Here is a 12,819-nt window from a genome sequence, read left to right on the forward strand (position 1 = left end):
GTCAGCAGCCCACGCAACCGGCGCAGTCGAAGCCTCCGGCCGAGTTCTTGCAGCACCGGGCGTTGCAGCTGCACTGACCGCCGTACTGCCGGTTGCACTGCCAGCATTGCGGCCAGCACTGCTTCACCTGTACGGCAGAGGCTTCCACCTGGGGAACGAACAGGCCGAGCAGCCTGCTGCCCATCGTGGTGAGCGTCCTGTACATGTCCACCCTCCTTCCGTCGGGTCCGGCCCGGCTCCGTGGACTGGGCGCGGGCCGATGTTGGGTCGAGCCGGCAGACGGCGCCTGCCGACTCCGCCACCATCGCGATCCGGCGGGAGGGATGTCTTGTACGAATGCGACGCCGGGAACGGGCGGCCCTCACTCGGCGAGCAGAACGCTGGTGACCTGATCGGGCAGGAAGTCCAGCGGGTCGCCGGGCTTGGAGGACGCCCGGCGGGTTCCGAACCGGCCCGGCGTACAGCCGACCCGGTCCTTGAAGGCCCGGGTGAAATGGGCCTGGTCGTAGTAGCCCGCGAGGGCCGCCGCCTCCGCCCACGGCAGGCCGCCGTCCTGTAGGCGCAGCACCTCCTGCAGCCGCAGCACCTGGGCGAACTGCTTGGGCGGCAGGCCCACTTGTTCGCGGAAGCGCCGCTCCAGCCGTCGGCGGCTCCAGCCGGTCTCGGTGGCCAGGTCCCCCACGCGCATCCGGCCGTGGGTGCGTCCCAGCCGTCGCCACGTCCAGACGACCTCGGGCGCGCACGCCGGCCCGGCCTGGGCCCGGGTCGCGAACACCCCGTCGAGCAGGGCGAAGCGCGATGTCCAGTCGTGGCACTCGGACAGGCGGCAGAGGAGACGGCCCGCCTCCCGGCCGAGGAGATCGGCCGGGTCCAGGTTGCGCTCCGCCAGCTCGGCCATCGGCATGCCGAAGAAGCGGAAGGCCGCGATCGGCGTCAGCATGACCGTCACGCCGGACAACTGGCCGGTGTGCTCGCCCAGTGTGGCGGTGGCCCGTAAGCCGTTGATCATTGAGGTTCCGGTGACGGACTGGCGTGGATCCACCGCGTCGGCGATCCGTACCGGCTCGCCGAACCCCAGCATCACCTTCACCACACCGTCCGGCACCAGCAGCCGACATCGGGGCTGACGCGCACCGAACCGGAAGCCCCGGTATCCCAGCACATGCTCGCATGCGGCGGCTCCGGGCCTCCTGGTGATCAGCTCCCGCGAATCCGCCGCACTCGATAAGGCCCTCGATGAGTGCTTCTCGTGCATGTTGCTTTCCCCCTCGTGTCCGTGGATCGGTCACATAAGCCCCATCGTGTCCGGTACGGGGAAACGGGGACCACAGGGATCAGGCCAATGCGGACGGCACGGGCGGACCCACCCTGGAGTGCGGATATCCGGGACCCTAGCGGCGCTAGACATTCAAGCGATGCTCTGGTTAGCATCACATGGAAATCTAGCGGCGCTAGAAACGCGCCGGGGGCTCAGGAGGGGACATGCAGAACACACTCGCCGTCGTCACGGTTGTGATCGTCGGCCTGCTGGTGGGCGTCGAGTTCGCGGTGGCGGCCTTCGTCAACCCGATCATCAGTCGGCTGCCGAACAACGGCGGCCTCGCGGCCCGCGGCGAAGGAGCGCGCCTCCTCGGCAAGGTGATGCCGTTCTGGTACATCGGATCAGTCCTGCTCAGCGCCTTCTGGGCGGCCATGGCAAGCGGCGACGCGGGGGCGGGACTCATCGTCACGGCCGCCGCCCTGCTCGTCCTCAGCGTGCTGATGTCGATCGCCCTGCTCGTACCGATCAACTCCCGCGTGGCCCAGTGGACCCAGGACACCGTCCCGGCGGACTGGCGGGAGCAACTCGGCCGCTGGGACCGGTTCCACTACCTGCGCGTCGGCGTCATCATCGCGGCATTCGTCCTGCTGGTCGTCGGCATCGCGTGACGCCCCGGCGCCGGCCGGGCGCCGGGGCGTCACGTCAGGCTCCAGCCGGTGACTGCCCGGTCGCCTCCCCGCAAGCACGTACGTAGTCCAGCACCAGCGGACGGTGGTCGTCGGCACGCCGGGCGAGTGCGTACCGGCTCGGCGAGATGCCGCGCACCGGCCGGGTCACGACGCCGCCCAGAGTGATGAGCGGTGCGTTCCCGCTGGCCAGCAGGCAGACCCCGCGCCCGTCCACCAGCGCCTCGTACGTCTCCTCGGTACTGGCGATCTCGGCACCGACGACCGGTGGCCTGCCGCCACGGGCGTCCGTGGCGAGCCAGTGGTCCCGGAGCGCCCCGGCGCTCGGGGGCAGCGCGAGGAACGGCTCGTCCAGCAGGTCGGCGAAGTCGACCACATCCCGGGCGGCCAGGAGATGCCCCTCGGGCAGCGCGACCAGCCGGGGTTCCCGGGCCACCACCACCCAGGTGTAGCGGTCCGGATCGGGCATCGGGAGCCAGACGAAGGCGAGGTCGCTGGAGCCGTCCGCGAGCCCCGCGGTCGGATCCTCCCAGCTGACCTGGCGCAGTTTCATACGGGCGTCGGGGTGGGTGTCGGTGAACCGGGACCTGATCCCCGGCAGCAGACCGCCGCGGCCAGGGCTGGTGCTCATCCCCACGACAAGCGTCGCCCGTTGCCCGGCCTTGGCCTTCTCGACCGCTTCCCACGCGGCGTCCCACGCGGCGAGCACCTGCTGGGCGTGCGGCAGCAGCGCGGCGCCCACCGGTGTGAGCCGGACGCTCCTGCCGTCCCGTACGAACAGCGGCGCGCCGAGCCGGCGCTCCAGCATGCGGATCTGCTTGCTCAGCGCCGGCTGCGAGACGAACAGCCGCTCGGCCGCGCGGGTGAAGTGCAGCTCCTCGGCCACGGCGGTGAAGTAACGGAGGTCCCTTCCATGCACATCCATAACCATCGGTTATCACACCGGGTCTTGGACGGACAAAGGACTTCTCCGCGAGAGTCGACCTTGAAGAGCACAACACTTCCGTGAAGGGATGTCCGATGGGCAAGGTCTGGCTGGTGACCGGGGCGAACAGTGGCTTCGGCCGGGCGATCACCGAGGCCGCGGTGGCCGCCGGGGACGTGGTCGTGGCCACCGCACGCCGGGTGGAGGCGCTGGGCGACCTCGTGGCCGCGCACCCCGACCAGGTGGAGGCGCTGAGGCTGGACGTCACCGACACCGCCGGGATCGAGGCCACCGTGCGGGATGTGGTGAGCCGTCACGGCAGGATCGACGTCCTGGTCAACAACGCGGGGCGCGGCCACGTCGGCGCGGCCGAGGAGACCACCGACGGCGAACTGCGCTCGCTGTTCGACCTGCATGTCTTCGGCCCCGCCGCCCTGGTCAGGGCCGTGCTTCCCACCATGCGGGCCCGGCGCTCCGGCGCGATCGTCCAGCTGAGCAGCATGGGCGGCCAGATGTCCTTCGCCGGGTTCTCCGCCTACAGCGCCACCAAATTCGCCCTGGAGGGATTCTCGGAGGCGCTGGTGGAGGAGGTCCGCCCGCTCGGCATCAAGGTGCTGATCGTGGAGCCCGGCGCCTTCCGCACCAGCCTGATGGACAACACCGGCGCCAGCGAGGAGATCGCCGACTACGCCGGGACGGTCGGGCCCACCCGGCGGATGACCCGGACCGCCGGGGGCGCGGAGCCGGGCGACCCGGCCAGGGCCGCGGCGGCGATCCTGACCGCCCTGGACGCCGAGCGGACGCCGCTGCGGCTGCCCCTGGGCAGCGACGCCGTCGACGCGGTCCTCACTCACCTCGACGCCATCCGATCCGACGTCACCACCTGGGAGAAGACCGCTCGCGACACCGCCTACCCGTAGTAGACGCCACCTCGAACGTTCAGCGTTGGAGGATGTGGTCCGTCTCCCGCTGGAGCGCTCCCGGAGGGCGTCGCGCAGGCGCCGGCGGTCGGCCGCGTCGAGGAGGCCGGTGGCGTGGGCCACGGGGTAGGTGACCTCGCCGTTGCGCAGGTCTTCGGCGGGGGAGCGGGTGGTGATGCCCCGCTGGTGTTCGTCGGGGGTGGACTGCCCGTACAGGTCGGCGACGTCGTCGGTGATCTGGTAGGCGACGCCGACGGCCTCGAAGTACTCGCAGATCGCGGCGAGTTGGGTCTCGTCGGCGCCGCCGAGGATCGCGGAGACCTCGGCGGTGCTGCGGACGAGCATGCCCGTCTTGAGCCGGTGGGCGGTGCGGATCTGGTCGAGGAGGGCGCGGGCGTCACCGGTTGCCACGGCTTCGTCGAACGCGGCGTGGTGCCCGGCGAGGTCGAGGGCCTGACCGGCGTGGGGGCGCGCAGGTCCCGCAGATAGAGCGGGTAGATGCGCAGCATGGTGCCGGGGTCGGCCTGCGGGACGCGCTGATGAGGGCATCGAAGGTGTAGTAGCCGAGGGTGCCGGCGGTGATCGCGGGAGCGGTGCCGAAGACCTCGTGGACGCTCGGACGGCCGCGCCGGGTGGGGGAGTTGTCCTGGATGTCATCGATGACCAGCGCCGAGACATGGAGGAGCTCGGTGACCGCCGTCAGCGGCCGGTAGGGCTCGGGGTCCGCGCCGAGGAGGCAGAGCACGGCCGCGGCCACGTAGGGGCGCCACGAGCGCCCGGGGTTGTCCAGCAGATGCAGAAGGGGAGCGGCGACCCCCTGGTGGAGGCGGGTACGGGCGCACCTCCTTGTGCCTGCCCGCGTTGGCGTGCAACGTCTTCTCCTTCGAGGCGAAGGCGTCGAACAACGCCAGACCCGACTGGCGCGGGATGTGCTCGTCGTTCCACTGGAGCACGAACTCTACCGGGATGGTGATCCGCTGCGCCGTCTCGGCCAAGTCGTGCCAGAAGACGCCGAAGACCGCGGCGGTGATCCTGGGATCGGCCGCCGCTAGCGGTACCCCGATCGAGGTGCCCATGTTCAGACCGAAGTAGCCGACCGGCCCGTCCGCGCCGATCTCCGGCAACGCCTGGAGGGCGTCCAGTGTCGCCCGCCACTCCGGTACGGCACGCTCGGCCAGGTGGGCGTTGTAGCGGACGACGGTCGGGCCGACCGGCTCGCCCGCCGCCATCGCCCGCCGCATCGCGGCGATCTCCCGCTCGTCGACCGCCGTACGCGGTCGGCCGCCGTGACCGGGCGCGTTGATGACGGCGACGTGGAAACCGCAGTCGGCGATGAGGCGTTCGGTACGGCCCGACATCGCCGGTGCCTTCTTGTGGGTGCCGCCACCGTGCCCCATGAGCACCAGCGGCGCGCGCTCGGGACCGGACGCGGGTGACCAGAGCACACCGGGGACCTCACCGACGGTGAAGTCGCGTTCCATCACACCGCCGGCCGATGTCTCCGCGGTGAACTGCACAGAATTCATAGGGTGTTGCCTTTCGGGAGTGCCTGTTGTCGAGGCGCTCCCGGCGACACCTACCTCAATCGCCCGACCGTGACGAAGCGGGGGAGCACCCACACGGATACAGCGTTCATGGGTCTCACCTCCCGGCTCGTTGCCACGGTCGCCCGCACGCTACCAACCCGGACGTCAACCCGCCCAGCCCTTTTCCCGCGGGCGGTACGGCGTCGTCGATCGTCGTCGGCCTCGGCGCCTACCCCGCCCAGGCGAAGGTGGCGGTTCCACGCACCCCCTCGAAGACGACCGTATCGCCCACCCGGTGGGCGCCCCGGCCCGCGTCCCCCGACGGGCGGCCGTTGCGCCAGGCGATCCGGCCGTCCACGGCGATGGTGCGGTCCTTGTGGAGGAGGGGAACCGCGACCCGGCCGGCCGTGCCTTCCGGTGCCCGGACGGTGAGGACGAACGAGTCATCGCCCGCCCCGCGCCGCCACCGCACGGACAACGTGCCCGGCGGCACCGGGACGTCGCCCTGTGCCCAGCCCAGGTCGATCGGATCGGGCTCCACCGCCCATCTGCGGTAGCCGTCGGCGATCGGGCGGACGCCGAGCACGTGCATCGACAGCGCGGGCACCGCGGTACTCCAGGCGTGGGCCATGCCGACGTGCCCGCCCCAGGCCAGTGATGTGCCGGGCCGGGGCACGGCCGGCTTCCCGTCGGCACCGGCCTCCTCCCACGGTGTGCCGGGACCCTTGCGGATCATGTGGTCCCATGCGGTGCGGATCAGCCCGAGCGCTCCGGCGCCGTCCCCGTGGCGGAACCGGCCCAGGCTCTCCTGGGCCATCACATACGGGGAGATGTACCGCGTCATGTAGGGGTTGCCGGTGTGCCGGGTGGTGAGCGTGCCGTACGGACCGCTGAGGTGCGTGTCCAGGTATGCGATGGCGCGCCGGGCCCGCGGGCGGTCGAGCACCCCGAAGGCGAGGGCGGCGGCGTTGGCGTCGGCGGTGTGGTCGCGGCGCGGATCGTCGGTGTTGAGCGTCATGGCCCCCGCCGCCGGATCCCACAGCCTGCTGAGGAGCGCGGCCCGGACCCGGTCCGCCCGGCGGTCGAGCGCCGCCGCGGCGCCCCGGTCGCCCGCCACGGACTGTTCGAGCCGGGCCAGCGAGCGCAGCGCCGCGTAGTAGGCGGCGTTGGTGGTGGCGTCGAGGCCGGCGGCCCGGTCCGGGGTGTGCCAGTTCTGGGCGGGCAGCCCGCCGTAGTCGGCGGTCCGGAACAGCCCGCCGTCGGCGTCCGGGGCGTGTTCGCCGAAGAACCGCAGGGCGCGGCGGGCGACGGGGAGGAGCGGCCGTACGAAGGCCCTGTCCCCGGTGAAACGCAGGTAGTCGGCCACGCTGACGACCCACAGGAGGGTGAAGCTGTCGAGCCTGACCTGCCCGGCCGCGCCCGGCGGTTCGAACCCGGCCGGTGACCCGTCCGGCGGGCCCGGGTCGCCGGGCTCGCACGGCACATCGATCAGGCTGGTGGCCGGAAGCGTGCCGTCGGGCCGCTGCTGGCAGGCGAACAGGTTGATGGTGTCGCGCAGCACGCGGCGGTAGGCGCCGCCCTGCTGGTACGCGGCCAGGGCCACGAGCTGGACGTCGCCCGCGTACACCGTGCGGTCCCGCTTGGGGCCGTCCATGACGACCCACGGCCGCCCCGCGGCGGTACGGCGTCCACGGGCCGTCGACAGCTCCAGGCCGTAGGCGCTCGCGTACCAGGCACGGTTGAGCACCGGATCGCTGGAGAGGAAGTGCCCGTCGTACGCCCCGGGGAAGGCCGTCTGCCGCACCCGTACGAAGTCCAGAGCGAGCGAACCGGGTCCGTCCAGCGTGATCGCGACATACCGCTGGGAGCCGCGCAGACCGGGGCTGCGCAGCACGGTGGCTCCGCGCGGCGGGGCGTAGACGTCCGCCCGTCCGTCGGGATCGTCGTCGGTGCCCAGGGACCGGCCCCCGTAGAAGAAGCCGTCGGGGTCGGGATCGGCGTCCCCGGCCGGGCCCAGGTACTGGCGCGCCTCCGCGTACGACGCCCTGATCGGCGCGCCCGACGCCCGCCGGACCCCCAACTCGACGTACCCTCCGGCCAGTACGCCGAGGTCGATCACCAGCCGCGCGCCCCGTGGCGCGCTCGTGGTGAGGATCGCCGCCGCGCCGCCCTCCCGTAACGCCCCGTCTGCGCCGGTGACGGTGCCACCGTCTCCCTCGACGGTCACCGATGTGGGCCGCACGAAGGCGCCGGGGACGTGCAGCACCTGCTGTCGCCAGGCCGGATCCATGCCGACCGGCTCCCGGGACAGGGCCACTGCCCGGTTCTGAGGTCCGGCGGCGAGAGTCCCGGAGAGGGTGGCGGCGAGACAGGCGAGGACCATGGTTGAACGAGTCATTCGGTTCAATTTCATTGTTTATGCTGTACGCATACGCTGAGTGGCGGTCAACGTTTGGCGGGGTGATGGCGGATGAAATCCGGCCATGGCGAGGAAACGAACGCCGTGCGCGGCCTGGAACTGCTCTGGGGCCTGGGCGAGCGCCCGAACCGAGGCCGGCGCCCCGCCTTCACCCTTGAGCAGATCGTGCGCACCGCCGTCGGGATCGCCGACGCACAAGGACTCGCCGCCGTGTCCATGCGCCGGATCGCCGAACGGCTCGGCTGCACCACGATGTCGCTCTACCGTTACGTGCCCGGCAAGGCCGAACTGCTCGACCTCATGACGGACGCCGTGATGGGCGAAGTCCCGCCGGCCGATGCCGCGCCGGGCGACTGGCGGACCCGGCTGGAACTGTCCGCCCGCGCCGACTGGGGCCTCTACCACCGCCACCCGTGGATCCTGCGCCTTCCGGCCGGGCGTCCCGCCCTGGGCCCCCACGGCTTCGCCTGGTACGAGTCCGTCCTGCGAGTGCTCACCGCGACCGGTCTGCCCCCGGCGGCCCTGGTCCACGTGTTCGACACGGTCGACGCCTATGTGCGTGGCGCCGCCCGCGACGCCCTCGACGCGGCCGCCGTCGAGCGCCATTCCGGCCTGACCGACGAGCAGTGGTGGGCCGCCCGCGCCCACTTCTGGGACGCCGTCTTCGTCCCGGCGCGCTATCCCATGGTGGCGAGCCTCCGCGCCGCGGGTGCCCTGCATCACCCCCGCGACCGTGGCTTCGAGTTCGGCCTCCGGCTCGTGCTGGACAGCATCGGGACGTTCGTCCGGAACCAGGCCAATGGCCGCGACGAAACACCAAAGCGTTACGAAACTCCCTGTCCGCAATGCGGCAACCCCATCCCTCGCCCCGCTTCCACCGGCCGCCCGCGTACCTACTGCTCCGACGCCTGCCGCCAACGCGCCTACCGCGCCCGCCGGCCCCGCCCGGCGTAGGAGGCCCAGTGCCGAAAGTCCAGCCAGGAGTAGCAAGGCAAGACCAGATCATCTCGATCACCGAAGGCTCCGCGTTCCCTTTTCCGTGCCCGCGGCTACGCTCGTCCCCGTGATGCAGCCGTGGAAAGACCACGTCATCCGTCATCCACTGTGGGGCGCGGTGGAGTTGACGTTCGCATGGCACACCGTGCTGCTGCTCTTCGCCAAGGTCATCCTGCCCCCACTGGCCCCCTCCTGGTACCCGGACCTCGGCGCCACCCTGGTCAACGTCATCTGCGCCGCGGGGGTATGGCTCGTGCTGTGGCGGTGGGGCTGGCTGCGCGTCTCCGGGGTGGCCACGCCCGGCCGTCCGCGCCGCTGGTGGCTCGCCGCGCCCATGCTGCTGGTCGCCTGCTCGTACACCGTGGCCGGCCTCGACGGCAGCGCGACCGTGGTCGTCAGCGGCCTGGTGTCGCTGCTGTGGGTCGGCGTCAACGAGGAGATGTACAGCCGGGGACTCGTCCAGCAGGCCCTCGGCCCACTCGGTCCGATGCGCGCGGCCATCGCCGTCGCCGTCCTCTTCGGAGCGGGCCACATCCAGAACTACCTGTTCTTCGGCGATCCGCTCGACGACACCCTGTGGCAGATGCTGTCCGCCGGCTTCTTCGGCTTCACCTGCGCCGCCCTGCGCTACGCGATCGGCTCGATCTGGCCGATGGTGGCCGTCCACGGACTCGACGACTTCTTCCAGATCCGCTCTCCCGGCTCGGCCCCGGACTGGTGGCAGGTGAGCGTGTACGCCTTCCACTTGGCGTACGGTCTGTGGCTGCTGCGCCGGTACGGCGCCGAAGGCGTCCACTCATCCGCCGAGACCGTCCGCGTCGGCCCCGACGAGACGCCGGGAACGGAGGCGCGGCGCACCGGACCGCGCTGAACGTGCCCGGTACTCCCCGGCCAGGGCCCGGAAGGATTCCTTGGGCTCCCAGTGCCAGGGGGAATCCGGCTCCGCCGGACGGTCCCGGACCACTTTCACCAGGCTGTAGGCGGCCATGTCCAGGTCGAGTCGCGGCTCGCGGCGGTGAGGGGCGTCGGGCGTGACGAAGGTGTAGGCCATGGCCGCGTACAGGTTCATCGACTCGAAAACGTCCAGCACATCGGTCAGATACGCCGCCTGTGTGTGCTCGCTGCGCACCAGCCCCTTCTTCACCCGCGGCGGCGTCTTGGCGTAGTCGACGACGTCCCAGCCCATACCGCCCAGGCGGGGCGCGCCCTCGAAGGTGCAGCAGCCGAACTCGGTGATCGCGAGCGGCTTGCCGTGACGCTGGTACTTACGCAGCTCCTTGACGTGTCCGGCGCGGTTCGGAAACCAGCCGTAGTAGTCGATGCACACCAGGTCGAACAGGTCCCAGTCCACGTCCTCGTCCTGCGCGGCCCCGTATGACAGCGGCCCGCGGAAGACCGCGCGGCCGACGGCGGCGGCCCGTGCGGTGAAGCGGCGCAGTCGCCGGGCGGTCTTCACCGGATCGTAGTTGCCCTTGACCAGGTTCTCGATCCGCTCGGTCGCGGTGGCGCCGGGCACGATCCCGGGGACGAACAGCAGGAACTCACAGCCCACGTTGAGATGCACCCGCACACCCTGCCGACGCAGCCGTTCCGCGAACCGTCCGGTCTCCGCGAGGTGGTCGAGGATGTCCGAAGCGGGCACATCGCCGAGGGTCGGCTCCAGCCAGACACGCAGACCGTTCTCGGCCGCCTCGGCCGCGGTACGGGTGAGCCGCTCGACGCCGTCGCCGGTGATCTTCACCGTGTCGGCGTGCAGTTGGTGGCGGATCGCCCGCAGATCGGTGCGGGCACGAGCCGCGCTCCACGCCGTGGCCGGCGTCTCGCCCTCTCCTACTTCGTAGACGACCCCGCGATAACGCACCCCTCCCGGCCCGGCGTCCCCCGCCCGCTTCCGACCGGCCGGGGCGCGCGGGCTGTCGTGCCACTCCGACGCGGCGGCGTACCCGGCGGGCAGTGCCGCGCCGACTGCGACGGCCCCCGCGAGCCGCAGAAACCGCGCCCTGCTGACCTGGACTGCACCCATCTCGTTCTCTCCCGTCTTCCGGATGACAGCAGCCTGCGGGAGCCACCCGGGTCGGCACCATTCGCCGAATGTCCAGGAGGAAATGGCGGGGGTCAGACCGATGGCCGAGGGACGTCTGGCCGGTTGGCCGATGTGCCGCCCTTCGCGGCCCGCATACCCTCACCACATGACCAACGGCCTCGACCTCGCCCTCCCGGCCGGGCGTACCTGGCGCGACCGGGCGGTGGACGCGGGGCTCTTCTGCGCGGCCGTCTTCCTCGGCATGGTCGTCCTCGGCGTGGTGAAGGAGCAGGGCGGCCTGCCGGGGTGGGCGGCGGAACTGGACCCGCTGCTGGGGCTCCTGGCCTGCTGTGCGCTGTGGTGGCGGCGTGGTTTCCCGCTCACCGTGGCGCTGATCGGACTGCCCGCGGTGGCGCTGGCGACCAGCGCCCTGCCTGCCGGTGCGGTGATCGTCACCAACCTCGCGCTCCGTCTGCGCTGGCGGCGGGCGCTGTTGATGCTCGGTGCGTACATGGCCTGCATGGTGCCCTCCGGTCTGCTGCTCTCAGGAGCGGCTGACGACCTGTGGCTCGATGCCGCGTTCTCGCTGGCCTACCTCCTGGCCGCCTTCGCCTCGGGCAGCGCCCTGCGTTCCCGGCGGCTGCTCGTCGAGCGGCTGCGCGTGGACGCCGAGCGGGCCCGGACCGAAGAGGAGCGCCGGCTCGCCGACGCCCGCCGCGGCGAACGACAGGCCATCGCCCGCGAGATGCACGACGTGCTGGCGCACCGCATCTCCCTGCTCTCCGTGCACGCGGGCGCGCTGGCCTACCGCACCCGGCAGGCGGAGGCGGGCGCCGGTCCCGCGCTGAGCGGCGCCGAGGTCGCCGAGAGCGCCGAGGTGATCCGGGGCAACGCGCACCAGGCCGTGGAGGAGTTGCAGGAGGTGCTGCACCTGCTGCGGGCGGAGGACGGCGGAGAGCCGGTGTCGCTGCTGCCACGGATCGCGGACATCGGCGGTCTGGTCGCGGACGCCCGTGCCACGGGGCAGCCGGTGGACTTCCGTACCGAGCTGACCGCCGACGCCGTCCGCGCCCTGCGGGGGCAGGTTCACCGGACCGTCTACCGCGTGGCGCAGGAGGGTCTGACCAACGCCCGCAAGCACGCGCCCGGCACGCCCGTCAGCGTACGGCTGGCCGGCGGCCCCGGCGGCGGCCTCACGGTGGAGGTCCGCAACGGACTGCCCGCCGCGCCACGCGCCGACGGGGCGGTCCCGGGCACCGGCGCCGGTCTGACCGGGCTCGCCGAACGGGTCCGGCTCGACGGCGGCACCCTCGACCACGCCGCCACCGACGGCACCTTCACGCTGCGCGCCCGGCTACCGTGGCCCGCGAGGTGACGCGATGATCCGAGTGCTGCTGGCCGACGACGACCCCCTGGTGCGGACCGGGCTGAAGATGATGCTGCGCGGGGCGGACGGTATCGAGGTCGTTGGGGAGGCGGCGGACGGCGCCGAGGTGGCCACCGCCGTCCGCGAACACGCGCCCGATGTGGTCCTGATGGACATCCGGATGCCGGTCATGGACGGCCTCGCGGCCACTCGTGAGCTCATCCGGCGCGGTGCCCAGGCCCCGCAGGTGATCGTGCTGACCACCTTCGACGAGCACGGCCTGGTGCTGGAGGCGATGCGCGCCGGTGCCGCCGGATACCTCGTCAAGCACGCCGTACCCGAGGAAATCGTCGAGGCGGTACGGCGGGCGGCCCGGGGTGAGCCCGCGCTGTCGCCGTCCGCCGCGCGTGTCCTCATCCGGCACGCGGCGGGCGGACCGGACGACCGGGCCGAACACGCCCGGCAGCGGCTGGCGTCGCTCACCGAACGCGAGCGCGAGGTGGCCGAGGCGGTCGCCGAGGGCCTGTCCAACACCGACATCGGCACCCGCCTGCACCTCTCCCTCGGCACGGTCAAGGCCCACCTCTCCAGCGCCCTGGCCAAACTGGGCCTGGACAACCGCGTCCAGCTCGCCCTCCTCACCCACGACGCCCATCCGCGGCCCTGACCGGCGGGTGTACGGATCCGGCCGCCGGGC

13 protein-coding genes and 1 pseudogene are annotated in these 12,819 nt (G+C 72.0%); 6 read left to right on the plus strand and 8 right to left on the minus strand.

The annotated features are described in order from the left end of the window. Nucleotide 1: 1 nt before the first annotated feature. Entirely contained in the window at nt 2-205 is a 204-nt protein-coding gene (locus LIV37_RS49245; RefSeq protein ID WP_014057610.1) for a hypothetical protein, read from the minus strand. Between the two features lie 156 nt (nt 206-361). Further along, nucleotides 362-1,255, minus strand: a complete 894-nt coding sequence (locus LIV37_RS49250) for a helix-turn-helix domain-containing protein (protein ID WP_121826464.1) — start codon at nt 1,253-1,255, stop codon at nt 362-364. Nucleotides 1,256-1,482: 227 nt separating this feature from the next. On the opposite strand from LIV37_RS49250, the gene LIV37_RS49255 reads away from it, so the two are divergent. Beyond that, entirely contained in the window at nt 1,483-1,929 is a 447-nt protein-coding gene (locus LIV37_RS49255; RefSeq protein WP_020874573.1) for an anthrone oxygenase family protein, read from the plus strand. Between the two features lie 34 nt (nt 1,930-1,963). On the opposite strand, the gene LIV37_RS49260 is transcribed toward LIV37_RS49255, so the two are convergent. Continuing rightward, nucleotides 1,964-2,872: a LysR family transcriptional regulator gene (locus tag LIV37_RS49260; protein ID WP_020874574.1), complete on the minus strand. Its 909-nt coding sequence runs from the start codon at nt 2,870-2,872 to the stop codon at nt 1,964-1,966. Between the two features lie 95 nt (nt 2,873-2,967). On the opposite strand from LIV37_RS49260, the gene LIV37_RS49265 reads away from it, so the two are divergent. Continuing rightward, nucleotides 2,968-3,792, plus strand: coding sequence for an oxidoreductase (locus tag LIV37_RS49265; protein WP_020874575.1), 825 nt, complete (start codon nt 2,968-2,970; stop codon nt 3,790-3,792). 108 nt (nt 3,793-3,900) lie between these two features. On the opposite strand, the pseudogene LIV37_RS49270 reads toward LIV37_RS49265, so the two are convergent. From LIV37_RS49270 to LIV37_RS49285, 4 genes and pseudogenes are all read right to left on the minus strand, one after another. Further along, nucleotides 3,901-4,203: pseudogene (locus LIV37_RS49270) on the minus strand (polyprenyl synthetase family protein); the annotation flags it as partial. Continuing rightward, nucleotides 4,190-4,549 carry a polyprenyl synthetase family protein gene (locus tag LIV37_RS49275; RefSeq protein WP_251983349.1) on the minus strand — a complete coding sequence of 120 codons (360 nt, stop codon included), beginning with the start codon at nt 4,547-4,549 and terminating at the stop codon, nt 4,190-4,192. The gene LIV37_RS49275 and the pseudogene LIV37_RS49270, both read right to left, overlap by 14 nt. Next, nucleotides 4,446-5,318: a dienelactone hydrolase family protein gene (locus LIV37_RS49280; protein WP_243146516.1), complete on the minus strand. Its 873-nt coding sequence runs from the start codon at nt 5,316-5,318 to the stop codon at nt 4,446-4,448. The genes LIV37_RS49275 and LIV37_RS49280 overlap by 104 nt, the downstream gene beginning before the upstream one ends. A gap of 229 nt (nt 5,319-5,547) precedes the next feature. Continuing rightward, entirely contained in the window at nt 5,548-7,716 is a 2,169-nt protein-coding gene (locus LIV37_RS49285; protein WP_158634995.1) for an alpha-L-rhamnosidase C-terminal domain-containing protein, read from the minus strand. Nucleotides 7,717-7,788: 72 nt separating this feature from the next. Here LIV37_RS49285 and LIV37_RS49290 point away from each other — a divergent pair, with 72 nt between their 5' ends. Both LIV37_RS49290 and LIV37_RS49295 read left to right on the plus strand, forming a co-directional pair. Further along, nucleotides 7,789-8,691, plus strand: coding sequence for a TetR/AcrR family transcriptional regulator (locus LIV37_RS49290; protein WP_020874579.1), 903 nt, complete (start codon nt 7,789-7,791; stop codon nt 8,689-8,691). 112 nt (nt 8,692-8,803) lie between these two features. After that, nucleotides 8,804-9,604 carry a CPBP family intramembrane glutamic endopeptidase gene (locus LIV37_RS49295; RefSeq protein ID WP_121826685.1) on the plus strand — a complete coding sequence of 267 codons (801 nt, stop codon included), beginning with the start codon at nt 8,804-8,806 and terminating at the stop codon, nt 9,602-9,604. On the opposite strand, the gene LIV37_RS49300 is transcribed toward LIV37_RS49295, so the two are convergent. Then, nucleotides 9,530-10,756, minus strand: coding sequence for a hypothetical protein (locus LIV37_RS49300; RefSeq protein ID WP_020874581.1), 1,227 nt, complete (start codon nt 10,754-10,756; stop codon nt 9,530-9,532). The genes LIV37_RS49295 and LIV37_RS49300 overlap by 75 nt on opposite strands. A 166-nt stretch (nt 10,757-10,922) precedes the next feature. On the opposite strand from LIV37_RS49300, the gene LIV37_RS49305 reads away from it, so the two are divergent. Together LIV37_RS49305 and LIV37_RS49310 are read left to right on the plus strand one after the other, a co-directional pair. Further along, nucleotides 10,923-12,131, plus strand: coding sequence for a sensor histidine kinase (locus LIV37_RS49305; RefSeq protein WP_020874582.1), 1,209 nt, complete (start codon nt 10,923-10,925; stop codon nt 12,129-12,131). Nucleotides 12,132-12,135: 4 nt separating this feature from the next. Next, nucleotides 12,136-12,789 carry a response regulator transcription factor gene (locus LIV37_RS49310; protein ID WP_020874583.1) on the plus strand — a complete coding sequence of 218 codons (654 nt, stop codon included), beginning with the start codon at nt 12,136-12,138 and terminating at the stop codon, nt 12,787-12,789. Nucleotides 12,790-12,819: the final 30 nt, after the last annotated feature.

This window comes from Streptomyces rapamycinicus NRRL 5491 (genome assembly GCF_024298965.1).
In the GTDB taxonomy this organism is placed as follows: Bacteria; Actinomycetota; Actinomycetes; order Streptomycetales; family Streptomycetaceae; genus Streptomyces; species Streptomyces rapamycinicus.

What these genes read in the sequence shown, in the direction of transcription:
- LIV37_RS49260 (WP_020874574.1), bottom strand. Translation starts at nt 2,872, where the DNA reads ATGGATGTGCATGGAAGGGACCTCCGTTACTTCACCGCCGTGGCCGAG.
- LIV37_RS49295 (WP_121826685.1), top strand. Translation starts at nt 8,804, where the DNA reads ATGCAGCCGTGGAAAGACCACGTCATCCGTCATCCACTGTGGGGCGCG.
- LIV37_RS49285 (WP_158634995.1), bottom strand. Translation starts at nt 7,716, where the DNA reads ATGACTCGTTCAACCATGGTCCTCGCCTGTCTCGCCGCCACCCTCTCC.
- LIV37_RS49300 (WP_020874581.1), bottom strand. Translation starts at nt 10,756, where the DNA reads ATGGGTGCAGTCCAGGTCAGCAGGGCGCGGTTTCTGCGGCTCGCGGGG.
- LIV37_RS49255 (WP_020874573.1), top strand. Translation starts at nt 1,483, where the DNA reads ATGCAGAACACACTCGCCGTCGTCACGGTTGTGATCGTCGGCCTGCTG.
- LIV37_RS49305 (WP_020874582.1), top strand. Translation starts at nt 10,923, where the DNA reads ATGACCAACGGCCTCGACCTCGCCCTCCCGGCCGGGCGTACCTGGCGC.
- LIV37_RS49310 (WP_020874583.1), top strand. Translation starts at nt 12,136, where the DNA reads ATGATCCGAGTGCTGCTGGCCGACGACGACCCCCTGGTGCGGACCGGG.
- LIV37_RS49280 (WP_243146516.1), bottom strand. Translation starts at nt 5,318, where the DNA reads ATGAATTCTGTGCAGTTCACCGCGGAGACATCGGCCGGCGGTGTGATG.
- LIV37_RS49245 (WP_014057610.1), bottom strand. Translation starts at nt 205, where the DNA reads ATGTACAGGACGCTCACCACGATGGGCAGCAGGCTGCTCGGCCTGTTC.
- LIV37_RS49250 (WP_121826464.1), bottom strand. Translation starts at nt 1,255, where the DNA reads ATGCACGAGAAGCACTCATCGAGGGCCTTATCGAGTGCGGCGGATTCG.
- LIV37_RS49265 (WP_020874575.1), top strand. Translation starts at nt 2,968, where the DNA reads ATGGGCAAGGTCTGGCTGGTGACCGGGGCGAACAGTGGCTTCGGCCGG.
- LIV37_RS49290 (WP_020874579.1), top strand. Translation starts at nt 7,789, where the DNA reads ATGAAATCCGGCCATGGCGAGGAAACGAACGCCGTGCGCGGCCTGGAA.